This is a genomic window from Streptomyces sp. HB132 (genome assembly GCF_016909575.1).
Classification (GTDB): Bacteria; Actinomycetota; Actinomycetes; order Streptomycetales; family Streptomycetaceae; genus Streptomyces.
Genome location: NZ_JAFBGA010000003.1, coordinates 14199 through 36148, shown reverse-complemented (window position 1 = coordinate 36148; position 21950 = coordinate 14199). Strand labels below are relative to the sequence as shown.

General features: G+C 70.5%; 23 protein-coding genes. 15 read left to right on the top strand and 8 right to left on the bottom strand.

Features of this window, described 5'->3' with window-relative positions; all coding sequences use genetic code 11:
- Positions 1–90: 90 nt before the first annotated feature.
- Genes JOC24_RS07840 through JOC24_RS07830 form a run of 3 tightly spaced genes read left to right on the top strand, consistent with a single transcriptional unit; the run spans position 91 to position 2732 of the window.
- Positions 91–990, top strand: a complete 900-nt coding sequence (locus JOC24_RS07840) for a sterol desaturase family protein (protein ID WP_205019401.1) — start codon at positions 91–93, stop codon at positions 988–990.
- Complete coding sequence (locus tag JOC24_RS07835; RefSeq protein WP_205019400.1) at positions 987–1667, top strand: lysoplasmalogenase; 681 nt, start codon at positions 987–989, stop codon at positions 1665–1667. Before JOC24_RS07840 ends, JOC24_RS07835 begins: the two co-directional genes overlap by 4 nt.
- Before the next feature lie 21 nt (positions 1668–1688).
- Positions 1689–2732 (top strand): zinc-dependent alcohol dehydrogenase family protein, encoded by a 1044-nt coding sequence (locus JOC24_RS07830; RefSeq protein ID WP_205019399.1) that lies wholly within the window; start codon positions 1689–1691, stop codon positions 2730–2732.
- A gap of 51 nt (positions 2733–2783) precedes the next feature.
- Here JOC24_RS07830 and JOC24_RS07825 read toward each other — a convergent pair whose 3' ends face one another.
- Positions 2784–4313, bottom strand: coding sequence for a S8 family peptidase (locus JOC24_RS07825; protein ID WP_205019398.1), 1530 nt, complete (start codon positions 4311–4313; stop codon positions 2784–2786).
- A 313-nt stretch (positions 4314–4626) separates the two neighbouring features.
- On the opposite strand from JOC24_RS07825, the gene JOC24_RS07820 reads away from it, so the two are divergent.
- The 3 genes from JOC24_RS07820 (at position 4627) to moaA (ending at position 7771) form a co-directional block, all read left to right on the top strand.
- Positions 4627–4992, top strand: a complete 366-nt coding sequence (locus JOC24_RS07820; RefSeq protein ID WP_205019397.1) for a DUF485 domain-containing protein — start codon at positions 4627–4629, stop codon at positions 4990–4992.
- Positions 4989–6626, top strand: a complete 1638-nt coding sequence (locus JOC24_RS07815) for a solute symporter family protein (protein WP_205019396.1) — start codon at positions 4989–4991, stop codon at positions 6624–6626. The genes JOC24_RS07820 and JOC24_RS07815 overlap by 4 nt, the downstream gene beginning before the upstream one ends.
- Before the next feature lie 155 nt (positions 6627–6781).
- Positions 6782–7771, top strand: a complete 990-nt coding sequence (moaA, locus tag JOC24_RS07810; RefSeq protein ID WP_205019395.1) for a GTP 3',8-cyclase MoaA — start codon at positions 6782–6784, stop codon at positions 7769–7771.
- On the opposite strand, the gene JOC24_RS07805 is transcribed toward moaA, so the two are convergent.
- Both JOC24_RS07805 and JOC24_RS07800 read right to left on the bottom strand, forming a co-directional pair.
- Complete coding sequence (locus tag JOC24_RS07805) at positions 7754–8002, bottom strand: hypothetical protein (RefSeq protein ID WP_205019394.1); 249 nt, start codon at positions 8000–8002, stop codon at positions 7754–7756. The two genes, moaA and JOC24_RS07805, sit on opposite strands and share 18 nt — an antisense overlap.
- 272 nt (positions 8003–8274) lie before the next feature.
- Positions 8275–8637, bottom strand: a complete 363-nt coding sequence (locus JOC24_RS07800; RefSeq protein WP_205019393.1) for a DUF3099 domain-containing protein — start codon at positions 8635–8637, stop codon at positions 8275–8277.
- A 214-nt stretch (positions 8638–8851) separates the two neighbouring features.
- On the opposite strand from JOC24_RS07800, the gene JOC24_RS07795 reads away from it, so the two are divergent.
- Entirely contained in the window at positions 8852–9136 is a 285-nt protein-coding gene (locus JOC24_RS07795) for a GlsB/YeaQ/YmgE family stress response membrane protein (protein WP_205019392.1), read from the top strand.
- Between the two features lie 72 nt (positions 9137–9208).
- Here the strand turns inward: JOC24_RS07795 and tyrS are convergent, their stop codons facing one another.
- From tyrS to JOC24_RS07780, 3 genes are read right to left on the bottom strand one after another with little or no spacing between them, the layout of a single operon-like run.
- Positions 9209–10477, bottom strand: coding sequence for a tyrosine--tRNA ligase (gene tyrS, locus JOC24_RS07790; RefSeq protein ID WP_205019391.1), 1269 nt, complete (start codon positions 10475–10477; stop codon positions 9209–9211).
- Positions 10478–10530: 53 nt separating this feature from the next.
- Complete coding sequence (locus JOC24_RS07785) at positions 10531–11925, bottom strand: metallopeptidase TldD-related protein (protein ID WP_205019390.1); 1395 nt, start codon at positions 11923–11925, stop codon at positions 10531–10533.
- The gene (locus tag JOC24_RS07780; protein WP_205019389.1) at positions 11922–13445 is read right to left on the bottom strand and encodes a TldD/PmbA family protein; all 1524 of its coding nucleotides are present in this window, start codon (positions 13443–13445) and stop codon (positions 11922–11924) included. The genes JOC24_RS07785 and JOC24_RS07780 overlap by 4 nt, the downstream gene beginning before the upstream one ends.
- Positions 13446–13914: 469 nt before the next feature.
- Here JOC24_RS07780 and fabG point away from each other — a divergent pair, with 469 nt between their 5' ends.
- The 4 genes from fabG (at position 13915) to JOC24_RS07760 (ending at position 17070) form a co-directional block, all read left to right on the top strand.
- Positions 13915–14634, top strand: a complete 720-nt coding sequence (gene fabG, locus JOC24_RS07775) for a 3-oxoacyl-[acyl-carrier-protein] reductase (RefSeq protein WP_205019388.1) — start codon at positions 13915–13917, stop codon at positions 14632–14634.
- A 5-nt stretch (positions 14635–14639) separates the two neighbouring features.
- Positions 14640–15407 carry an enoyl-ACP reductase FabI gene (fabI, locus tag JOC24_RS07770; RefSeq protein ID WP_205019387.1) on the top strand — a complete coding sequence of 256 codons (768 nt, stop codon included), beginning with the start codon at positions 14640–14642 and terminating at the stop codon, positions 15405–15407.
- A gap of 158 nt (positions 15408–15565) precedes the next feature.
- Positions 15566–15931 (top strand): hypothetical protein, encoded by a 366-nt coding sequence (locus tag JOC24_RS07765; RefSeq protein ID WP_205019386.1) that lies wholly within the window; start codon positions 15566–15568, stop codon positions 15929–15931.
- A 230-nt stretch (positions 15932–16161) separates the two neighbouring features.
- Positions 16162–17070 (top strand): hypothetical protein, encoded by a 909-nt coding sequence (locus tag JOC24_RS07760; protein ID WP_205019385.1) that lies wholly within the window; start codon positions 16162–16164, stop codon positions 17068–17070.
- A 195-nt stretch (positions 17071–17265) separates the two neighbouring features.
- On the opposite strand, the gene JOC24_RS07755 is transcribed toward JOC24_RS07760, so the two are convergent.
- Complete coding sequence (locus tag JOC24_RS07755) at positions 17266–17940, bottom strand: FadR/GntR family transcriptional regulator (RefSeq protein ID WP_205019384.1); 675 nt, start codon at positions 17938–17940, stop codon at positions 17266–17268.
- Between the two features lie 147 nt (positions 17941–18087).
- Here JOC24_RS07755 and JOC24_RS07750 point away from each other — a divergent pair, with 147 nt between their 5' ends.
- The 4 genes from JOC24_RS07750 (at position 18088) to JOC24_RS07740 (ending at position 20453) form a co-directional block, all read left to right on the top strand.
- On the top strand, positions 18088–19347 hold the full coding sequence (locus JOC24_RS07750) for a CynX/NimT family MFS transporter (RefSeq protein ID WP_239580029.1): 1260 nt from the start codon (positions 18088–18090) through the stop codon (positions 19345–19347).
- Between the two features lie 17 nt (positions 19348–19364).
- Positions 19365–19481, top strand: a complete 117-nt coding sequence (locus JOC24_RS33780) for an SGM_5486 family transporter-associated protein (protein WP_086010434.1) — start codon at positions 19365–19367, stop codon at positions 19479–19481.
- A gap of 155 nt (positions 19482–19636) precedes the next feature.
- Positions 19637–19837: a hypothetical protein gene (locus JOC24_RS07745; RefSeq protein ID WP_205019382.1), complete on the top strand. Its 201-nt coding sequence runs from the start codon at positions 19637–19639 to the stop codon at positions 19835–19837.
- A gap of 97 nt (positions 19838–19934) precedes the next feature.
- Complete coding sequence (locus JOC24_RS07740; RefSeq protein WP_205019381.1) at positions 19935–20453, top strand: SixA phosphatase family protein; 519 nt, start codon at positions 19935–19937, stop codon at positions 20451–20453.
- Positions 20454–20525: 72 nt separating this feature from the next.
- Here the strand turns inward: JOC24_RS07740 and serB are convergent, their stop codons facing one another.
- The gene (gene serB / locus JOC24_RS07735) at positions 20526–21773 is read right to left on the bottom strand and encodes a phosphoserine phosphatase SerB (protein ID WP_205019380.1); all 1248 of its coding nucleotides are present in this window, start codon (positions 21771–21773) and stop codon (positions 20526–20528) included.
- Between the last annotated feature and the right edge of the window lie 177 nt (positions 21774–21950).

Below are 21950 nucleotides of genomic sequence, written 5' to 3'. Positions count from 1 at the left end.
AACCCACCAAACACTCATGACGCCACGTCTCACATACTTGTCGGTAACAACATCTATGCCCGGCGCCATGAGCGGCCCTACGGTGCTCGCATGGAGCCGAACCTGCCCGATGTCGTGCTGTGGTCGATCCCGGCCTTCGTCCTGCTCGCCGTCCTCGAAATGGTGGTCCACCGGCTTCACCCGGACGAGGACGCCGCCGGGTACGAGGCCAGGGACGCCGCCACCAGCGTCACCATGGGGCTCGGCAGCCTGGCCTTCGACCTGCTGTGGAAGATCCCCGTCGTCGCGATCTACGCCGCGGTCCACGAACTCACGCCGCTGCGCGTCCCCGTCCTGTGGTGGACGGTCCTGCTGATGCTGCTCGCACAGGACTTCTTCTACTACTGGTCCCACCGGGGCCACCACGTCATCCGGATCCTCTGGGCCTGCCACGTGGTCCACCACTCCAGCAGGAAGTTCAACCTCACGACGGCGCTGCGCCAGCCCTGGACCTCCCTGACCGTCTGGCCGTTCTACGTACCGCTCATCGCCTGTGGAGTCCACCCGGCCGCGCTCGCGTTCTGCTCCTCGGTGAACCTCGTCTACCAGTTCTGGGTGCACACCGAACGCATCGACAAGCTGCCCCGGCCCTTCGAGTACGTCCTCAACACCCCCTCCCACCACCGGGTGCACCACGCCTCCCAGGGCGGATACCTCGACCGGAACTTCGGCGGGATCCTGATCGTGTGGGACCGGCTCTTCGGTTCCTTCACCGCCGAGACCGAGCGGCCCGTCTTCGGCCTCACCAAGAACATCGCCACCCACAACCCGCTGCGCGTCGCCACGCACGAGTACGCAGCCATCGCCCGCGACGTACGGGCGGCCGCCACCTGGGGTGAGCGCGCGGGCCGGGTGTTCCGGGGGCCGGGCTGGCAGCCGTCGGACAGCGGCACCTCCGTGCCCCTTCCCGCCCCGGCGCGGCGGGGTGCCTCCCCGGAGCGCACCGTATGACGCCCGGTGCCGGTGCGCCCCGGTTCGTGCGTCCGCTGCTCGTCGCCTTCCTGTCCGTCGCGGCCGTCCATCTGACTGGGCTCCTCGTCGGTGTCCCCGTCGTGCACGTGGCGACCAAGCCGCTGCTGATGCTGCTGCTCGCCGCCTACGCCGCCGCCCGCGGCGGCTCCCGGCTGCTGATCGCCGCACTGCTGTGCGGCTGGGCGGGGGACGTGCTGCTGATGCCCGACGCGGAGCCCGCGTTCCTCGCCGGGATGGGCTTCTTCGCCGCCGGCCACGTCTGCTATCTGCTGCTCTTCGGCAGCGCCCCCGTGCGACCGGTCAGCGGCCTCGTCTACGCCGCCGTGCTCGTGGCCTTCGTCGTGCTCCTGTGGCCCGGGCTGCCGGACGGACTGCGCGTCCCGCTGACCGGATACAGCCTTCTGCTCACGGCCATGGCCTGGCGGGCGGGCACCCTCGGACGGTGGGCCGGAGCCGGGGGCGCGCTCTTCCTGCTCTCCGACGCGCTGATCGCCACCGGCATCGCGGAGTGGCCGCAGCTTCCCGCCCACAACTTCTGGATCATGCTCACCTACATCGCGGCGCAGTACCTGCTCACGCAGGGGGCGCTCACCGTACGCACGGATTCCACCGGCGCCGCCCCTGGGGCGTACCGTGGGAGGCGTATCAGAATCTGAGACGAACGAGGACCCCCACGCATGCGCGCCACAGTGATCCACGCCCCCCACGACATCCGTGTGGAGGAGGTGCCGGACGCCACGGTCCAGCAGCCCACCGACGTGGTCCTGAGGGTGCTGCGGGCCTGCATCTGCGGCAGCGACCTGTGGGCCTACCGCGGCGAATCGGCCCGGCAGCCCGGCCAGCGGATCGGCCATGAGTTCCTCGGCGTCGTCGAGGAGGCCGGCTCCGGGGTCAACGGCTTCGCCGTGGGCGACCTCGTCGTGGCCCCGTTCGTCTGGTCCGACGGCACCTGCGCGTACTGCGCCGAAGGGCTCACCACCTCCTGCGCCCAGGGCGGCTTCTGGGGTTCGGTCGGTTCCGACGGCGGCCAGGGGGAGGCCGTCCGTGTGCCGTTCGCCGACGGCACCCTGGTCAGGCTCCCGGCGGCGGCCGCGTCCGACGACCGGCTGCTCACCGCGCTCCTGGCCCTCTCCGACGTCCTCGGCACCGGACACCACGCCGCGCTCGGCGCGGGCGTGAGGCCCGGCAGCACCGTCGCGGTCGTCGGTGACGGCGCGGTCGGCCTGTGCGGCGTCATGGCGGCCAAGCGCCTCGGCGCCGAGAGGATCATCGCTCTGGGCCGCCACCGGGCCCGCACCGACATCGCCCGCGCGTTCGGCGCCACGGACGTCGTCGCCGAACGCGGCGAGGCCGCCCTCGCGGCCGTACGGGAGCTGACCCGGGGCGAAGGCGCCCACGGGGTGATCGAGGCGGTCGGCACCGAGCAGTCGATGCGCACGGCCATCGACATCGTCCGCGACGGCGGTTCGATCGGTTACGTCGGAGTCCCGCACGGCAGCGGCACCGGGGTCGACCTCGGCGCCATGTTCGACCGGAACATCGCCCTGCGCGGCGGCGTGGCCCCCGTGCGTACGTACATCCCGGAACTGCTCCCCGACGTGCTGGACGGCACGATCGACCCGTCGCCGGTCTTCGACCTGTCGGTCGGGCTGGACGGGGTGCCGGGCGGCTACAAGGCGATGGACGAGCGCACGGCGCTCAAGGTCCTCATCAAGCCGTAGCGGTACGAGGGAGGGGCCGGGGACAGCTGTCCCCGGCCCCTCCCTCACTTCTTACCTGCGGACCGCGTCCAGCGCGTCCACGACACCGGCTCCGTAGAAGCCGTTGTAGTTCTTCCCGCCCTCGCAGACGGCGTCGACGGTGCCGTCACCGTCGATGTCGTACGGCGCGCCGCACGCGGTGGCGTCGGCCTGGTGCGTGAGCAGGGCCTTCACCCCGGCCGCCGAGGCGCGCGGGTGGGTCGACTTGATCAGGGCCGCGACGCCCGCGACGTGCGGGGAGGCCATCGACGTACCGGCCTTGTAGCCGAACTTGCCGCCGGGCAGCGTCGACAGGATCAGACCGTTGTCGGCGGGCGCTTCCGGCGCCTGGTAGCGCGTCGAGTCGCCGCCCGGGGCGGCCACGTCGATGACCCCGAGACCGTAGTTCGAGTAGGAGGACTTGAGGTTCTTCGCCCCGGTCGCGGAGACCGTCACGACACCCGGCACCATGGTCGGGATGTCGGGGCAGGCGCTCGGGTCGACCGTGCGGGTGACCGGCGTCGTGTCGTTGGGGCTCGTGGTGTCCTCGATGGCGTCGAGGGCCAGGTCGTGGTCGGAGTTTCCGGCCGCGGCGACGTTGACGACGCCCTTGCCCTCCGCGTAACGGGTGGCGCGGGTGACCGCCTCGACCAGGGCGCCCTGGTCCGGGTCGTTCTTGCAGTTGAACAGCCACGGGTCGGTGTAGTAGCTGCTGTTGGTCACGTCGACGCCGTGCTCGGCGGCCCAGACGAAGCCGCAGACGACGGCCTCGGTGTAGAAGAAGCCGGCCGGCGTGGACACCTTGATGCCGGAGACCTTCACGCCGGGTGCGACGCCGGTGACGCCGGTGCCGTTCTTCGCCGCGGCTATGGTGCCCGCGACGTGCGTGCCGTGGTCGCTCTCGCCGGCCGCGGGCCGCCAGGCGCCGTCCGTGGTGTCCGGGGCGCCGGACACACAGTTCACCGATGCCTTGCGGTCGAAGTTCGGCGCCAGGTCCGGGTGCGTGTCGTCGACACCCGTGTCGATGACGCCGACCGTGACCTTGCTGCTGCCGAGCGACTTCTGGTGCGCCTTGTCCGCCTTGATGGCCGGAAGGTCCCACTGCAGGGGCTCCAGCGGGTCCTGGCCCGCCACCGCGTCCTCGGACGCCTCCCGCGCCTGGGCGGCGGTGAGGGGCTGCTCGACCCCGATGTCCTTCGTGGCCTGCGGGACGATCGGGCTGGTGCGTGTGGCGCCCGCAGACTGGACGCCCTTGGCCTTGCGGATCGTCGCGCCGAAGTCCGGGTTCTGCGAGTGGACGACGATGACGCCGATCTTGTCGTAGGACGTCACGACGGTTCCGCCGGCCGCGGATATCGCCTTCCGCACCTGCTTGACCGTGCCGTGACCCGCCCGCGTGTTCACGACGTACGACAGCTGGGGGCCGTCCGCCGCGACGGCCGCCGGCTCGCCCGCGGGTGCCGCGGCCGCGGTCCCCGTCGGGAGGAAGCCGAGCGAGGCCGTGAGCGCCAGTCCGACGGGCAGCGCGAGTACGCGAGTCCGTCTGGATGCCAGATGAGCCATGGGTTCTCCACATCATCCGTGCCGGTATGGCCGGACACCGGTGTGTCCGGTCCGGTACATGACGAGTGAAGTTATCGCTGATCTTCCCGGTGCGACAACGAATACGGGCAAGTGAGTTCGAGGTGTGACCTGTGGGAGTCGCGTCCACGCGAGTCGGCCGGACAAGAACGAACCTGCGGTGAACCGCTTCGCCACGCTCTCCGTGCCGTTGCACAGGGAGTCGTGCATCCAACCCCACACCAGCCGGCAACGCAGAGGACTCCCCGTGAAATCCACCGTTCCCACCACCGCATCCGCGTCGCGAGGAGAGTCCGTGGCCACCGAAGCACCGCCGCCCCAGAGCCCTGAGGGCGGCAGTCCCGTCCAGCCCACGACCGAGGCGTGGCTCGAGGCGCAGAACAGTGCGGAGTTCACCGAACTGCGCCGATCCCACCGCTCCTTCGCCTTTCCGCTGACCGTCGGATTCATTGCCTGGTACCTGCTGTACGTACTGCTGTCCAGCTACGCCGACGGCTTCATGAGCAAGGTCGTCTTCGCGAACTTCAACGTCGCCTTCGTGTTCGGCCTCGCCCAGTTCGCCACCACGTTCCTCATTGCCTGGTTCTACTCGCGCCACGCCACCAACAAGCTCGACCCGCAGGCGGCGGCCATCAAGTCCCGTCTGGAGGCCGACGCATGAGCGCCGCGTACGCATCACAGGCCGTGAGCCAGCTCGCCGCGTCGTCGACGACCGAGCACAGGCCGCTGATCATCACCCTTTTCGCGATCTTCGTCGCGGCGACCCTGGCCATCACCGTCTGGGCCGGCCGGCAGACCAAGAGCGCTTCGGACTTCTACGCGGGCGGACGGCAGTTCACCGCCTTCCAGAACGGCCTCGCCGTCTCCGGTGACTACATGTCGGCGGCGTCCTTCCTCGGCATCGCCGGCGCCATCGCGCTCTTCGGCTACGACGGCTTCCTCTACTCCATCGGCTTCCTCGTGGCCTGGCTCGTCGCCCTGCTGCTCGTCGCCGAGCCGTTGCGCAACTCCGGCCGCTACACCATGGGCGACGTCCTCGCCTACCGGATGCGCCAGCGGCCTGTGCGCACCGCCGCGGGCGTCTCCACCATCGTCGTGTCGATCTTCTACCTGCTGGCCCAGATGGCGGGCGCAGGAGTACTCGTCTCGCTGCTGCTCGGCATCACCAGCGACGCGGGCAAGATCCTCATCGTGGCGCTGGTCGGCGTGCTGATGATCGTCTACGTCACCATCGGCGGGATGAAGGGCACCACCTGGGTGCAGATGGTCAAGGCCGTGCTGCTCATCGCGGGCGCGCTCCTGATGACCCTGATGGTGCTGTGGAAGTTCGACTTCAACGTCTCCGACCTGCTCGGCACCGCCGCGGAGAAGAGCGGACACGGCGCGGCGTTCCTGGAGCCCGGCCTCAAGTACGGCGCCACCGACGTGTCGAAGCTGGACTTCATCTCGCTCGGTATCGCGCTCGTGCTCGGCACTGCCGGACTCCCGCACATCCTGATCCGCTTCTACACCGTGCCGACCGCCAAGGCCGCCCGCAAGTCCGTCAACTGGGCCATCGGCATCATCGGCGCCTTCTACCTGATGACCATCGCCCTCGGCTTCGGCGCCGCGGCGCTCATCGGGCCCGAGGAGATCACGGCGAAGAACCCGGCCGGCAACGCCGCGGCACCCCAGCTGGCCGAGTACCTCGGCGGGGTGGGGACCACCGGGGGCGCCATCATGCTCGCGGTCATCTCCGCCGTCGCCTTCGCCACGATCCTCGCCGTCGTCGCGGGCCTCACCCTCGCCTCCTCGTCCTCCTTCGCCCACGACATCTACGCCAACGTGATCCGCAAGGGGAACGCCACCGAGAAGGAGGAGATGAAGGCGGCCCGCTGGGCCACCGTCGCGATCGGCGTCGTCTCGATCGCACTCGGCGCCATGGCCCGCGACCTGAACGTCGCGGGACTCGTGGCCCTGGCCTTCGCGGTCGCCGCGTCGGCCAACCTGCCGACCATCCTCTACAGCCTCTTCTGGAAGCGCTTCACCACCCAGGGCGCACTCTGGTCCATCTACGGCGGTCTGGCCTCGTCCGTCGTCCTCGTGCTGTTCTCCCCGGTCGTCTCCGGGAAGGCCAGCTCGATGTTCCCCGACGTGGACTTCGCCTGGTTCCCCCTGGAGAACCCCGGCCTCATCTCCATCCCGCTGGGCTTCCTGCTCGGCTGGATCGGCTCGGTCATCTCCAAGGAGGAGCCCGACAAGGGCAAGTACGCCGAACTCGAGGTCAAGTCCCTCACCGGCACCGGAGCCCACTGACCCCACCGCCGCGCCTGACGGGCCCCGTCGTAGAGACCTACGACGGGGCCCCGTCACACCTCGTGTCAACCGAGCCCCCTCGATGTCACAGGTCTCGCGTAGTCTCGGAGGAGTCAGACCGCAACCGCGGACACCACCGGGGGAGGGGGCCCAAAGTGCTCATCGACACCTATGGCCGGGTCGCCACCGACCTGCGTGTCTCACTGACCGACAAGTGCAATCTCCGTTGCACCTACTGCATGCCCGAAGAAGGCCTGCAATGGCTTGCCAGGAACGACCTGCTCAGTGACGACGAGATCGTCAGGCTCGTCCGCATAGCCGTCACCGATCTCGGCATCACGGAGGTCCGCTTCACCGGCGGCGAGCCGCTGCTGCGTCCCGGCCTCGTCTCCATCGTGGAGCGGTGCGCCGCCCTGGAGCCCCGTCCCAGGATGTCGCTCACCACCAACGGCATCGGACTCAAGCGCACCGCGGCCGCCCTGAAGGCGGCGGGTCTGGACCGGGTGAACGTCTCCCTGGACACCCTGCGCCCCGACGTGTTCAAGACGCTCACCCGCCGCGACCGGCACAAGGACGTCCTCGAAGGCCTCCAGGCCGCCCGCGAGGCAGGGCTCACCCCCGTCAAGGTCAACTCCGTACTCATGCCCGGTCTCAACGAGGACGAGGCCCCCGAGCTGCTCGCCTGGGCCGTGGAGAACGACTACGAGCTGCGCTTCATCGAGCAGATGCCACTCGACGCCCAGCACGGCTGGAAGCGGGACGGGATGATCACCGCCGGTGACATCCTCGCCTCGTTGCGTACGCGCTTCACGCTCACCGACGAAGGTGACGAGGAGCGCGGATCGGCCCCCGCCGAGCGCTGGACCGTCGACGGCGGTCCGCATCGCGTCGGCGTCATCGCCTCCGTGACCAGGCCCTTCTGCGGGGCCTGCGACCGCACCCGGCTCACCGCCGACGGGCAGGTCCGCACCTGTCTCTTCGCCCGCGAGGAGACGGATCTGCGTGGAGCGCTGCGCTCGGAAGTGCCGGACGAGGAGATCGCCCGGATCTGGAAGCTCGCGATGTGGGGCAAGAAGGCCGGATCCGGACTCGACGACCCCACCTTCCTGCAGCCCGACCGCCCGATGTCAGCGATCGGCGGCTGAGGACTCCCACTCCGCCAGTGTCACGACGTCCTTGAGGAAGCCGCGCACACCGAGGAACGAGGAGAGGTGCTCCCGGTGCTCGTCGCAGGCCAGCCAGGTCTTGCGGCGCTCCGGGGTGTGCAGCTTCGGGTTGTTCCAGGCCAGCACCCACACGGCGTCGGTGCGGCAGCCCTTGGCGGAGCAGACGGGCGCGCCGGTCGCGCTCTCGGCGGAGGTATCGGGGAAGTTCACGCCCTCAACCCTAACCTCGCGCTCCGGTGCGGCGGTCTGCGCCGGCCGCCGGCCGTAAGGGCTGCCCGCGCCCGTTGAGCAACCAGGTCCATCGAGGCATCCCCGCCGGAGAATGGCGACGCCGGGCAGCCACGGGGGGAGCTGCCCGGCGTCGGTCCGTCGCTCCGACGGGGGATGCGGAGCGCTCACGAAGTATGGCACGGGGGCAGGGGTCCGATGCAACGGAACGTCATGATCGATCCGGTCTCTCCCGGCCCGGGGAGTGCGGCCGCTCAGTCCGCGGGCCGCGGCTCGCCCGCGCGGCCGGAGGCACCTGGCTCGGGAGCCGGTTCCGCCGGAGCCGCGCCGAGTGCCGGCCGCATCGGCACGGGCACGAAGGTCGAGGGGAGCGAAGGGGCGTTCTCGCGCCCGGCGTTGGCGATGACGACCGCGACATAGGGGAGCAGAACGCCCAGCGCGAGCCCCACCACCGCCACATGCCTCTCGATGTTCCACAGGGTCGCGGCCAGCACCACGGAGACGGTGCGCACGGACATCGAGATGATGTAACGCCGCTGCCGGCCGCGTACATCGTCGGCGAGGCCCTGCCGGGCGCCCGTGATCCGGAAGACCTCCGTGCCGCTCCGCTTTCCCATGGTCGCTCCACCGCCAGATCTCCGTGCCGGACTTCTCCGAACCGCGCCGGCTCACTACGGTACGCCCGGCTTCCGGCGTATTCGAGACCGGGGCGAGCCCGCCCGCACCACGTGGGACCGCGGTCCCACGTACGGCCCTGTCCGGCATGCGTCGTACGTTCCCCAGGCCAAGACTGGGCGGACGTGCGCACACCGCGCCACACGAGGAGGCGACATGAGTTGGTTGTGGGCAATCATCGTGGGCTTGGTGCTGGGTGTCATCGCCCGGGCGATCCTGCCGGGCAAACAGGACATCCCGCTGTGGCTGACGGTGGTGTTCGGCATCCTCGGCAGCATCCTCGGCAACGCCGTCGCGACCTGGATCGGAGTCAACGACACCAAGGGGATCGACTGGATCCGGCATGTGCTGCAGCTGATCGGCGCCGTGGCCGTCGTCGGTGTCGGCGACATGGTCTGGCAGTCCATCAGGGGCAACAAGGGCAAGACCCGGAGAACCTGATCCGGATGTGAGACAGCACCGCGGCCGGCCACGCGAGACGCGTGACCGGCCGCGGTGCTGTTCCCGTCGGCGTCAGCCGGCCGTCACCTCGACGGCCGCCAGGTTCTTCTTGCCCCGGCGCAGCACCAGCCAGCGCCCGTGCAGCAGCGCCTCGGCAGCCGGGGCGCTCTCGCCGTCCGTGACCTTCGCGTTGTTCACGTAGGCCCCGCCCTCCTTGACCGTGCGGCGGGCCGCCGACTTGCTGGCGGAGAGTCCGACCTCGACCAGGAGGTCCACCACCGGGCCCAGCTCGGCGACCCGGGCGTGCGGCACCTCGGACAGGGCGGCGCTCAGCGTCGCCTCGTCCAGCTCGCCGAGCTCGCCCTGGCCGAACAGCGCCTTCGACGCCGCGATGACCGCCGCGCACTGCGCGCCGCCGTGCACCAGCGTCGTCAGTTCCTCGGCCAGCGACCGCTGCGCCGAACGCGCCTGAGGGCGCTCCTCGGTCAGCTTCTCCAGCTCCTCGAGCTCCTCGCGGCTCTTGAAACTGAGGATGCGCATGTACGTCGAGATGTCCCGGTCGTCCACGTTCAGCCAGAACTGGTAGAACGCGTACGGCGTCGTCATCTCCGGGTCGAGCCAGACGGCCCCGCTCTCGGACTTGCCGAACTTGGTGCCGTCGGCCTTCACCATCAGCGGCGTCGCCAGCGCGTGCACCTGGGCACCCGGCTCCAGCCGGTGGATCAGGTCGATGCCCGCGGTGAGGTTGCCCCACTGGTCGCTGCCGCCCTGCTGGAGGGTGCAGCCGTAGCGCCGGTACAGCTCCAGGAAGTCCATGCCCTGGAGGAGCTGGTAGCTGAACTCCGTGTAGCTGATGCCCTCCTGCGACTCCAGCCGGCGGGCCACCGAGTCCTTGGTGAGCATCTTGTTGACCCGGAAGTGCTTGCCGATGTCCCGGAGGAACTCGATCGCGGACAGACCCGCGGTCCAGTCCAGGTTGTTCACCATCGTGGCGGCGTTCGGGCCCTCGAAGGTGAGGAAGGGCTCGATCTGCCCGCGGAGCCGCTGGACCCACGCGGCGATGGTCTCCGGGTCGTTCAGCGTGCGCTCCGCGGTCGGCCGCGGGTCACCGATCTGGCCGGTCGCCCCGCCGACCAGGGCGAGCGGCTTCAGCCCGGCGAGCTGGAGCCGGCGCATGGTGAGCACCTGCACCAGGTGACCCACGTGCAGACTCGCCGCGGTCGGGTCGAAACCGCAATAGAAGGTGACCGGGCCGTCCGCGAGAGCCTTGCGCAATGCGTCCTCGTCGGTGGACTGGGCGAACAGCCCACGCCACTTCAGCTCGTCGACGATGTCCGTCACGGTCGTTTCTCTCCTCTGAGCGTTCGATTGGTCGTCCGGCCAGTCTATGGGGGTCATACGCCCCGGCTGACCGAGCTCATGTGGAAGTCCGGGATGCGCAGCGCGGGCATCGCGGCACGGGTGAAGTAGTCGCCCCATTCGCGCGGCAGCGTCCTCTCCGTACGGCCCGCCTCCGACGCCCGGGACAGCAGCCCGACCGGCGACTCGTTGAACCGGAAGTTGTTCACCTCGCCGAGGACCTCGCCGTCCTCCACCAGATAGACCCCGTCCCGGGTCAGCCCGGTCAGCAGCAGGGTCGCCGGATCCACCTCCCGGATGTACCAGAGGCACGTCAGCAGCAGGGCCCGGCCGGTCGTCGCGGCCACCATCTCCTCCAGCGAGCGGTCTCCGCCGCCGTCCAGGACGAGGTTGTCCATGGCCGGGGCGACGGGAAGACCCGTCAGCCCCGCCGAGTGCCGGGTGGTGGTCAGCCGCTGCAGCTTGCCGCCCGCGATCCAGTCCGTCGGCGCCAGCGGCAGCCCGTTGTCGAAGACGGATCCCCCGTCCCCGGACGCGTGGGCGATCAGGAACGGCGCCGACTCCAGCCCCGGCGCGTACGGGTCGCTGCGCAGGGTGAGCGGCAGTTCGGAGAGCGACTCCCCGACGCGCGTCCCGCCACCGGGCCGCGAGAAGACCGTCCGGCCCTCCGCGGCGTCCCGGGCCGAGGCCGACCAGTACTGGTAGATCAGCAGATCCGCCACCGCCGTCGGCGGCAGCAGCGTCTCGTACCTGCCTGCCGGCAGCTCGATCCGGCGCTCGGCCCAGCCGAGCCGCCGGGCGAGTTCCGCGTCGAGCGCCGCCGGGTCGACGTCCTTGAAGTCCCGGGTCGCCCGGCCCGCCCAGGCGGACCTGGTCCGGTCGGGGGACTTGGCGTTCAGTTCCAGGGTCCCGTTCGGCTGGTCGTGGCGCAGCCGCACCCCCGTCGACGAACCCAGGTAGGTGGAGGTCATCTCGTGGTTCGCGAAGCCGTACAGCTCGCGGCCGCCCGAGCGGGCCCGCGCGAAGGCGTCGCCGAGCGCCGGGGCGAAGTCGGCGAAGACGTCGGAGCCGGTCTCGGCCGGCGGTTCCGTGAAGTCGGCGGACACCGGGACCCCGGAGACCAGCGGCTGCGCGTCCTCGGCCGGCCCGGCACCACGCGCCGCGGCCTCGGCGGCCCGCACGAGGGGTTCCAGGTCGTCGGCGGTGACGGCCGAGCGGGACACCACTCCGGAGGCCGTTCCCTCGCTGCCGTCCACCGTGGCGATCACGGTCAGGGTCCGCCCCCGGGTCATCCCGTTGGTGGTGAGCGTGTTGCCGGCCCAGCGCAGATTGGCGGAGGAGTTCTCGTCCGCGATGACCACGCAGCCGTCGGCGGTGGACAGCTCCAGTGCGCGCTCGACGATCTCGTACGGCTTGCTGACGCGGCTCATCGCCCGCCCTCCTGCGTCGTGTTGAGGATGTTCACGCCTCGGAAGAGGGCGGAGGGGCAGCCGTGCGAGACGGCCGCGACCTGACCCGGCTGGGCCTTGCCGCAGTTGAACGCGCCGCCCAGGACGTAGGTCTGCGGACCCCCGGCCTTCTCCATCGAGCCCCAGAAGTCCGTCGTGGTCGCCTGGTACGCCACGTCCCGGAGCTGGCCCGCCAGTCTGCCGTTCTCGATCCTGAAGAACCGCTGCCCGGTGAACTGGAAGTTGTAGCGCTGCATGTCGATCGACCAGGACCGGTCGCCGACCACGTAGATGCCGCGCTCCACCCCGCCGATCAGGTCCTCCGTGGAGAGCCCGCCCGGATCCGGGCGCAGCGACACGTTCGCCATGCGCTGGACGGGGACGTGCGCCGGCGAGTCGGCGTACGCGCATCCGTTGGACCGGCCCAGACCGGTCAGCTTCGCGATCCGCCGGTCCGTCTGGTAGCCCACCAGCGTGCCGTTCCTGACCAGGTCCCAGGACTGCGCCTCGACGCCCTCGTCGTCGTACCCGACGGTCGCCAGTCCGTGCTCGGCGGTGCGGTCACCGGTCACGTTCATCGCGGGGGAGCCGTACGCCAGCTTCCCCAACTGGTCGAACGTGGCGAACGACGTCCCCGCGTACGCCGCCTCGTAGCCCAGCGCCCGGTCCAGCTCGGTCGCGTGGCCGATCGACTCGTGGATGGTCAGCCACAGGTTGGACGGGTCGACCACCAGGTCGTACGTCCCCGCCTCGACACTCGGCGCCCGCATCTTCTCCGCCAGCAGCTCCGGGATGCGCTCCAGCTCGGCGTCCCAGTCCCAGCCGGTACCCGTGAGGTACTCCCAGCCGCGGCCCACCGGGGGAGCGATCGTCCGCATCGAGTCGAACTCACCGGTCGCGGAGTCGACGGCCACCGCGGTCACCTGCGGATGCACCCGTACCCGCTGCTGGGTGGTGACGGTGCCTGAGGTGTCCGCGTAGAACTTGTTCTCGTGGACCGTCATCAGGGAGGCGTCCACATGGGCGACGCCATCGGCCGCCAGCAGCCGCGCACTCCACTCGGCGAGCAGCCCGGCCTTCTCCGCGGCCGGGACGTCGAAGGGGTCCCGCTCGTACGCCGACACCCAGCTCCGCTCGCCGTGCACCGGCTCGTCCGCCAGCTCGACCCTCTCGTCGGAACCCGCCGCCGCGATCACCTTCGCCGACAGCTTCGCCATCGCGACGGCCTGCGAGGCGACCTTCGCCGCCGCGTCCATCGTGAGGTCCACGCCGGACGCGAATCCCCACGCCCCGCCGTGCACCACCCGGACCGCGTACCCGGTGTCGGTGGTGTCCGACGTGCCGGACGGCCGGGCGTCCCGCAGCCGCCAGGAGGCGCCGCGCACCCGCTCGAACCGGAAGTCCGCGTGCACGGCGCCGAGCGCACGGGCGCGGGCGAGCGCCGCGTCGGCGAGGGCACGGAGCGGCAGGGCCAGGAACGACTGATCTACCTCGTGGGCCACGAAGGGCTCCCCTTCTCTCTGAGTACCTCGGAGTGAACCATGCAACGGCACGGCTCCGGTCGGCTACACGTTTCCCGGGCCGCCCGCCGTCGAGCAGCCCCCGCCGCCCGGCGGTACACGGTCGGATCCGCTCGAGCGCCCTTGTGGTCGCAGCATCGACGTGCGATTTCGCCGGCTGTCGGTCTCCGGCGGGCCGGCGGTCGCGCCCGGCCGACGTTCAACTGTGCCGCCCCCGCCGAGGGCTGGGGAGACGGTGCGTGGTCGGGAGGGGGATCTGCCTCCGGCCACTGCGCACGGTGCTGTGGGGCCGACCGCCCCCGTGGCCCTCGACCGGGCGCTTCCGGGCCGGTCGTTCTGTAGGGATCCGACAGTGGCGGCCCGGCGGCGCTGTCAGAGGCCGATTCCCTGGTTGAGGGGTGGTACCGATAGGTTTTTGGATGTACCAGACCGCCAAGGAAAGGGTGATCCGTTGAGCCGCTCGGTTCTCGTCACCGGAGGAAACCGGGGCATCGGCCTCGCCATCGCCCGCGCCTTCGCCGACAGCGGCGACAAGGTCGCCATCACCTACCGCTCGGGGGAGCCGCCGCAGGCGCTCGCCGAGGCGGGTGTCCTCGCGGTCCGGTGCGACATCACCGACACCGAGCAGGTGGAGCAGGCCTACAAGGAGATCGAGGAGAAGCACGGCCCCGTGGAGGTGCTGGTCGCCAACGCCGGTATCACCAAGGACCAGTTGCTGATGCGGATGTCCGAGGACGACTTCACGTCCGTGCTCGACACCAACCTCACCGGCACCTTCCGCGTCGTCAAGCGGGCCAACCGCGCGATGCTGCGCGCCAAGAAGGGCCGTGTCGTCCTCATCTCCTCCGTCGTCGGCCTCCTCGGCTCGGCCGGACAGGCCAACTACGCCGCGTCCAAGGCGGGCCTCGTCGGCTTCGCACGGTCGCTGGCCCGTGAGCTCGGCTCGCGGAACATCACGTTCAACGTCGTCGCACCCGGGTTCGTCGACACCGACATGACCCAGGCACTCACCGACGAGCAGCGCAAGGGCATCGTGTCCCAGGTGCCGCTCGGCCGCTACGCGCAGCCCGCCGAAATCGCGGCCGCGGTGCGCTTCCTCGCGTCCGACGACGCGTCGTACATCACTGGAGCCGTCATCCCCGTTGACGGCGGATTGGGCATGGGTCACTGATCACCATGAGCGGAATTCTCGACGGCAAGCGCATCCTCATCTCGGGTGTGCTGATGGAGTCGTCCATCGCTTTCCACACCGCGAAGGTGGCCCAGGAACAGGGCGCCGAGGTCATCCTCACCGCCTTCCCCCGACCGACGCTGACCGAGCGCATCGCCAAGAAGCTTCCGAAGCCCGTCAAGGTCATCGAGCTCGACGTGACCAACGACGAGCACCTCGACCGGCTCGCCGGCCTCGTCAAGGACGAGCTCGGCTCGCTGGACGGCGTCGTGCACTCCATCGGCTTCGCGCCGCAGGACGCGCTCGGCGGCAACTTCCTGAACACCCCCTTCGAGTCGGTCGCCACCGCGATGCACGTCTCGGCGTTCTCGCTGAAGTCGCTGGCCATGGCCTGCAAGCCGCTGATGGCGGAGGGCGGTTCCATCGTCGGCCTCACCTTCGACGCGCAGTTCGCCTGGCCCCAGTACGACTGGATGGGCCCGGCCAAGGCCGCGCTGGAGGCCACCTCCCGCTACCTCGCCCGTGACCTGGGCAAGGACAGCATCCGCTGCAACCTGATCTCGGCCGGGCCGCTCGGCTCCATGGCCGCCAAGTCCATCCCGGGCTTCGGCGAGCTCGCGGACGTCTGGAACCACCGTTCGCCGCTGGAGTGGGACATGGCCGACCCGGAGCCGGCCGGCCGCGGTGTCGTCGCGCTGCTCTCGGACTTCTTCCCGAAGACGACGGGCGAGATCATCCACGTCGACGGTGGCGTGCACATGATGGGTGCCTGACCCGCTCAGCCGAACGACGGCCGCGTACCCCCGGCAGGGGTACGCGGCCGTCGCGCGTGTCGACCCGCTCTCCCGGTCCTCGAGTCGAAAAGATGGCCGTCCCACCGCAGAATGTGTTGGAACCGGACTTTTGGTCGGGCTGTGGGGAGGAGATCGTTGTGCGCTCCACACGTCGCCGAACCTGGTCCCTGCTCGCAGCAGCGGCCGTCGTCGCGGGGCTCCTGACCCCGGTGGCCGTGAGCGCGGCCAACAGGGCGGGAAGCGAGTCGACGCCCCTCGCGCCGAAACCGGAGCCCGCGGGGGCGGAATGCCGCACCTCGGTCGAGGGATCCCGGGTGGTCGCCTTCTGCCACAACCCGTACCCTGCGACCGATCTCGTCCAGCTGCACACGGAGTGCGCGCGGTGGTGGGACGTCGACGCCGACGGAGGAGCGGTCGCGGTGCAGCCCGGGCGGACGGTCAAGCTCGAGGACCGCTGCTGGAAAGAGGTCGGCTCGGCCTGGGTCAGCCACTCGGTGTCCTAGCGACTCGGTGTCCTGGCCACCGACTCGGGGGCTCCCTCCCCCAAGTGGACGTTACACACTGTGACGATAATTCCCGGGGGTGCGCCAGGAGGGCCATTGGGCGTAAATCAAGACACTATCCGTGACGTGGTGCGGCGTGTCGGGCACATCTTGGCCAACAACCCTGCTTGCGGCGCCGCACGACATTCCTCGTGACCGGGTGTCCGCAACACACGCCCCGAAGGAATGGCATGCTCACGCGTAGATCCCTCGTCCGATCCGCCCGGGTACTCTGCATCGGTACCGCGGCCACGCTCGTCCCCATCGCCCTGGCTCCCGCCGCCTCGGCCGCCACGCTTCCCGTGGCGTGCAGCGAGACCGCCCTGCGGAACGCCATCGACACGGCCAACGGCACCCCCGTCAGTGACACGCTCAACCTGGCGCCTGGCTGCACGTACCGGCTGAACACGGAACTGCCCGCCATCACCACGCCGATCGTCATCAACGGCAACAGCGCCACCATCACCCGTCAGTCGGGGACGTTCCGCATCCTCACCGTGAACGGCGGCGCTCTGACTGCCCGAGCGGTCATCCTCAGCGATGGCGACGCCACGGGCAGCTCGGTCGCGACCGGGGCCGGCGGTGCCGTCGTCGTCACCGGCAACGGCAGTCTGAACCTCAACGCCGCCGTCATCCGGAACAACCACGCCAACTTCGGCGGTGGCGTCAGTGTGTTCAACGGCTCCCGGGCCCAGATCAACGCGAGCGTCTTCACTGGCAACAGTGCGTCCGTGAACGGCGGGGGCCTCGTCAGCGACAGCACGGTGACCGTCAACGCCTCACAGTTCAGGGCCAACACGGCAGGCAACGTCGGCGGCGGCATCGCCAACATCGGAACGCTGACGGTCGGCGCCAGCAACATCGTGAACAACACAGCGCCGAACGGCGGCGGCGGCCTCGCCAACGGAGTGCCCGCTGCCAGCGGTGGTACCTCCACGCTGACGGCCAGCAACATCAGCAACAACTCGTCCGGCGGTACGAACCCCGGTGGCATCTACAACAACGACGGCACGGTGAACCTGCGCGCCAGCCGGGTCGCCGCCAACACGCCGAGCAACTGCCTCAACAGCCCGAGCCCGGTTCCCGGCTGCATCGGCTGATCCTCGTCCCCTCCCACCGGCTGTCGCGCGGTGCACCGCGCGAGCCTCCGCGGGTTCACGACTCGCGCGGCGTCGGGTGCCCGAGCCGCGTTCCACAGCGCGGCGGAGGCACCCGACCGCACTCCCCGCACACGTCCCGCGCCCGACGGCCGCGACCGCCCGCACCCGTGCGTTACGCCGCCCCGGCGGGCCCTCTCAGACCCGCTCCCGCAGGCAGTTCAGCGCGTGGGCGGCCGCCTCGGCGGCTGCCGTCTCCGCGTCGCCCGCCCGGATCGCCTCCACCAGCCGTGCGTGGTCCATGAGCTCCTCGGGCCCCAGCTCCGGGCCCACGTCGTCGCGCAGACAGTCCCGGAGCAGGTCGTTCAGATCGGCATAGAGCTCGGTCAGCACGTCGTTGTGCGAGGCGGCGACCACAGCGAGGTGCAGGGTCGCGTCCGCGGCCACGAACGCCTCCGCGTCCCCGGACGCCCACACCGCCTCGCGCCGTGCCATCAGCGTGTCCAGCTGCCGCAGGTCCCGGTCCGTCCGCCGCAGGGCGGCGAGCCGGGCGGCCGAGGACTCCAGCGTGGAGCGCAGCTCGGCGACGTGCCGGGGGTCGGCGTCCGCGAACCGGCGTTGCATCACCCCGGCCAGCTCGCTGGTCGCCACCACATAGGTGCCGGAACCCTGACGGATGTCCAGCAGCCCGTTGTGCGCCAGGGCGCGCACCGCCTCGCGCACCGTGTTGCGGGCCACCCCGAGCTGCTCGACCAGCTCGGGCTCGGTGGGGATCCGTGAGCCCACGGGCCACTCGCCCGCGGTGATCTGGTTCCTCAGCTGGGCAATCACCTGGTCGGCGAGAGCCGAACGCCGCGTGGACGTCAGCGCCATGGTGCTCCTTGCTCGTGTTCCGGAAGGGCGGTCCAGTTCCGGAAAGGGGGGTCCAGGCGGTGCGGGCCCGCCGGACGCCACCCCGATCGTCCCAGGGTGAGACCACGACTGGACAGTCAATCATCCCATGATTCTATGATGGGGTTCATGCGTCACGACGAGACCCGGACCCTGAGCCCTCCCACCACCGGCACACCGACGCCCGAGAAGCCCGCGCCCGGGCCTTCTCCCTGGGTGCTGCGGATCGTCACCGTCGGCCTGGTTCTCGCCGCGCTCAACCTCCGCCCCGCGATCACCAGCCTCGGGCCCCTCCTCGAAGAGGTCCGGGACGGACTGCACATGAGCGGCAGCGTCGCCGGCGTCCTCACCTCCGTGCCGCCGCTCTGCTTCGCACTGTTCGGCTTCACCGCGCCCCGGCTGGCCCGCCGCTTCGGTCCCACAGCCGTCGTCTGCGCGGGCATGGTGGCCATCACCGCCGGTCTGCTGCTGCGCCCCTTCCTGGGCGGTACCGCCGGGTTCCTCGCCGCCAGTGCCCTCGCGCTGATGGGCATCGCGGTCAGCAACGTCCTGATGCCCGTCATCGTCAAGCGCTGGTTCCCCGACCGGGTCGGCACCGTCACCGGCCTCTACTCGATGGCCCTGGCCCTCGGCACCGCCCTGGCAGCCGCCCTCACCGTGCCCCTGACGGACGCCCTGGGCGGCAGCTGGCGTACCGGGCTGGCTGTCTGGGCCGCCCTGGCCGCGGTCGCGGTCCTGCCCTGGATCCCGTTCCTCAAGGACCGTCGCGGCACGGCCGGACAGCCCGCGGGAGCCCCCGCCCCACCCGTGCTCCGTATCACCCGGAGCCGCACGTCCTGGGCGCTCGCCTGCTTCTTCGGGCTCCAGGCCACGGCCGCGTACATCACGATGGGCTGGATGCCGCAGATCTTCCGCGACGCGGGGCTGCCGGCCGGAACCGCCGGTGTCCTGCTCGCCGTGACCATGGCCATGGGCGTCCCCCTCGCCTTCGTCATCCCCCGGATCGCCTCCCGGCTGCGGACGCAGGGGCCGATCGTCCTCGTCCTCAGCGGATGCGGCCTCCTCGGCTACGCGGGCCTCTACCTGGCCCCGGCCGGCGGCGCCTGGCTCTGGGCACTGCTCCTGGGCATCGCCAACTGCGCCTTCCCGCTCGCACTCACCATGATCGGGATGCGCTCACGGACGGGCGCCGGAGTGGTGAGGCTCTCCGCCTTCGCGCAGTCCACCGGCTACCTGCTCTCGATCCCAGGCCCGCTGCTGGTCGGCGTGCTCTACCAGCACAGCGGCGGCTGGGGCCTTCCCCTCGCCCTGATGGCGTGCCTCCTCGTGCCCCAGACGGTCGCGGGAATGCTCGCAGGACGGGACCGGACGATCGAGGACGAGTGCTGAGATGCGAGACTGTGCGCATGCCAGTGCTCGATCCGAATCCCCAGAACGGCCAGAAGAAGCTCCTCCTCGTGTTCGGGACGATGCTCCTCATCTCCGTGGTCATCGGCGTGATCGCCACGATCGCCTCACCCTGACCTACCGCCCCCCCCGGCTCTCTTCGAGGGTGGGGCCTGCCCCCCGTCCCCTAGGGGGCCAGGTTCAGGGTCGAGTGGGTGGGCCGCCGGATGGGGCCGGCGCCTGCCGGCCCGTAGGTTCTGGGTGACACAGCCGAGGACCCACGGAGGCGGACATGCCGGCCCGTACGCACACCCGGACCCACCGCCCCGACACCGTCGATGTCCGGTTGCCGTGGTGGGCGGTGGCGCTCCCCGCCCTCGCCTTCGCCGCGCTCCTCCTGCTGATCGTGGAACCCGGCCAGGCACACGCGACGGCCGGCGACCCCGCGATCGGGCGGCTCCTCGAGCGCGTCCTGGCGCTGCTGCCCGCCTGACCGGCCCCGCACACACTCCGGCCCCGTCACGCACCCCGGCATACGAGCACGTCAACACCCTGCGCCCGGAGGCGCGATTCGTGCGAAGCTGAGATGCATGAGCGCCGATACACCTCGCAGGATCGTCCTTCTCAGGCACGCAAAGGCGGAATGGTCGCAGCAGTCGGACCACGAGCGGCCACTGGCGGAACGGGGCCGGAAGGACGCCCCCGTCGCCGGCCGCAGGCTGGCCGACTCGGGAACCGCCTTCGATCTGGCTCTGTGCTCGACCGCCACCAGAACCCGTGAGACCTGGAAGCTGGCGGTCCACGAGTTCGCGCAGCGCCCCAGGACCGTGTACGAGGAGAGGCTGTACGAGGCCTCCCTCGGCGAGCTGATCGCCCTGTTCGACGAAACACCCGACGACGTACGGAATCTGCTGGTCATCGGCCACAACCCCGGCATGCACGGTGCCGCGGACGCCCTCTCCGGCGGGGCCGAGGGCGACGCCCTCGCCCGCATGACCAGGGACGGCTTCCCGACCGCGGCCTACGCCGTCGTCGAGTTCTCCGGCTCCTGGAAGAGCCTGGAGCACGGGGCGGGCAAACTCGTCGAATACTGGACGCCGAACGACTGACCGACGACGTGCGAAGGGGCGCCGGCACACGATGTGTGCCGGCGCCCCTTCCGGTCGCACGGACCGGGCCGCTCAGTCCACCAGACCGTCGGCGGCCTCGACCTCTTCGCGGGTGATCCCGAGCAGATACAGCACGGTGTCCAGGAACGGTACGTTCACCGCGGTGTGGGCGGCCTCGCGGACGACCGGCTTGGCATTGAAGGCGACACCGAGTCCCGCCGTGTTCAGCATGTCCAGATCGTTCGCGCCGTCGCCGATCGCCACCGTCTGCGAAAGCGGCACCCCCGCCTGCTCCGCGAAGCTGCGCAGCAGCCGGGCCTTGCCGGCCCTGTCCACGATGTCGCCCACGACCCGGCCGGTGAGCTTGCCGTCGACGACCTCCAGTGTGTTGGCGGAGGCGAAGTCGAGCCCGAGGCGCTCCTTGAGGTCGTCCGTGACCTGGGTGAAGCCCCCCGAGACCACACCCACTTGGTAGCCGAGCCGCTTCAGTGTCCGGATCAGGGTGCGGGCACCGGGGGTCAGCCGTACCTCTGCCCGCACCTTGTCCACCACGGACACGTCCAGCCCCGCCAGCAGCGCGACGCGTGCGTGCAGGGACTGCTCGAAGTCGAGCTCGCCGCGCATCGCCTGCTCGGTCACGGCCGCGACCTCGGACTCGCAGCCCGCGTGGGCCGCGAAGAGTTCGATGACCTCGTCCTGGATGAGCGTCGAGTCCACGTCCATCACGACCAGCCGCTGCGCCCGGCGGCTCAGCCCGGCCGACATGACGGCGATGTCGACGCCGATTCCCGCGGCCTCCGTCGCCAGCGCGGTCCGCAGCTCCTCCGTCCCGGTGCCGGACACCGCGAACTCGACTGCGGTGACGGGGTACTTGGCCAGGCGGAAGATCCGGTCGATGTTGCCGCCGGTGGAGGTGATCCTGGCCGCTATGACCGCCGTGGACTCCGCGGTGAGCGGGTGCCCCAGAACGGTCACGTGGGAGCGGCCGTAGCCGCGCGGACGGTTGTCGCCCGTGCCCGAGATGATCTCGGCCTGCAGCTTCAGCGACTCCGCCCAGCTGTGCACGGTCGCCCTGAGGTCACCCTCGGTCGTACCGCCGGGGTCCGGCGAGGTCACCAGGGCACACAGGACGATGCGGCCACGGGTGACCACCTGTTCGATGTCCACGACGTCGACGGCGTAGGCGGCCAGGGTGTCGAAGAGGCCGGCGGTGATACCCGGCCGGTCCTTCCCGAAGATCTTGACGAGAAGAGTGGGGGCGTCCGTGCCGCGAGGAGACCCGGGGGACTCAGGAGACCGAGGTGGCTGAGGTGCGCTCATGGTGGTCCCACCGTATAGGGCCGCGGGGCGAGCTCCGAAGCCGTCCCGAGTGGCGGACGGCCGCCGGCCGCCCGCCGCCGGGGACGCCGCCCCGGTGGGACGGTGCCCCGCTTGGGATGCTCAGGACCCATTTCTCCCGGCTCGGCACAGGGGGTGCCGGGCCTCCGCGCCCTCTTC

Coding starts and splice junctions, on each gene's coding strand:
- JOC24_RS07840 (WP_205019401.1), top strand. CDS start 91: ATGGAGCCGAACCTGCCCGATGTCGTGCTGTGGTCGATCCCGGCCTTC.
- JOC24_RS07835 (WP_205019400.1), top strand. CDS start 987: ATGACGCCCGGTGCCGGTGCGCCCCGGTTCGTGCGTCCGCTGCTCGTC.
- JOC24_RS07830 (WP_205019399.1), top strand. CDS start 1,689: ATGCGCGCCACAGTGATCCACGCCCCCCACGACATCCGTGTGGAGGAG.
- JOC24_RS07825 (WP_205019398.1), bottom strand. CDS start 4,313: ATGGCTCATCTGGCATCCAGACGGACTCGCGTACTCGCGCTGCCCGTC.
- JOC24_RS07815 (WP_205019396.1), top strand. CDS start 4,989: ATGAGCGCCGCGTACGCATCACAGGCCGTGAGCCAGCTCGCCGCGTCG.
- JOC24_RS07800 (WP_205019393.1), bottom strand. CDS start 8,637: ATGGGAAAGCGGAGCGGCACGGAGGTCTTCCGGATCACGGGCGCCCGG.
- JOC24_RS07795 (WP_205019392.1), top strand. CDS start 8,852: ATGAGTTGGTTGTGGGCAATCATCGTGGGCTTGGTGCTGGGTGTCATC.
- JOC24_RS07785 (WP_205019390.1), bottom strand. CDS start 11,925: ATGAGCCGCGTCAGCAAGCCGTACGAGATCGTCGAGCGCGCACTGGAG.
- fabI (WP_205019387.1), top strand. CDS start 14,640: ATGAGCGGAATTCTCGACGGCAAGCGCATCCTCATCTCGGGTGTGCTG.
- JOC24_RS07760 (WP_205019385.1), top strand. CDS start 16,162: ATGCTCACGCGTAGATCCCTCGTCCGATCCGCCCGGGTACTCTGCATC.
- JOC24_RS07755 (WP_205019384.1), bottom strand. CDS start 17,940: ATGGCGCTGACGTCCACGCGGCGTTCGGCTCTCGCCGACCAGGTGATT.
- JOC24_RS07750 (WP_239580029.1), top strand. CDS start 18,088: ATGCGTCACGACGAGACCCGGACCCTGAGCCCTCCCACCACCGGCACA.
- JOC24_RS33780 (WP_086010434.1), top strand. CDS start 19,365: ATGCCAGTGCTCGATCCGAATCCCCAGAACGGCCAGAAGAAGCTCCTC.
- JOC24_RS07745 (WP_205019382.1), top strand. CDS start 19,637: ATGCCGGCCCGTACGCACACCCGGACCCACCGCCCCGACACCGTCGAT.
- JOC24_RS07740 (WP_205019381.1), top strand. CDS start 19,935: ATGAGCGCCGATACACCTCGCAGGATCGTCCTTCTCAGGCACGCAAAG.
- serB (WP_205019380.1), bottom strand. CDS start 21,773: ATGAGCGCACCTCAGCCACCTCGGTCTCCTGAGTCCCCCGGGTCTCCT.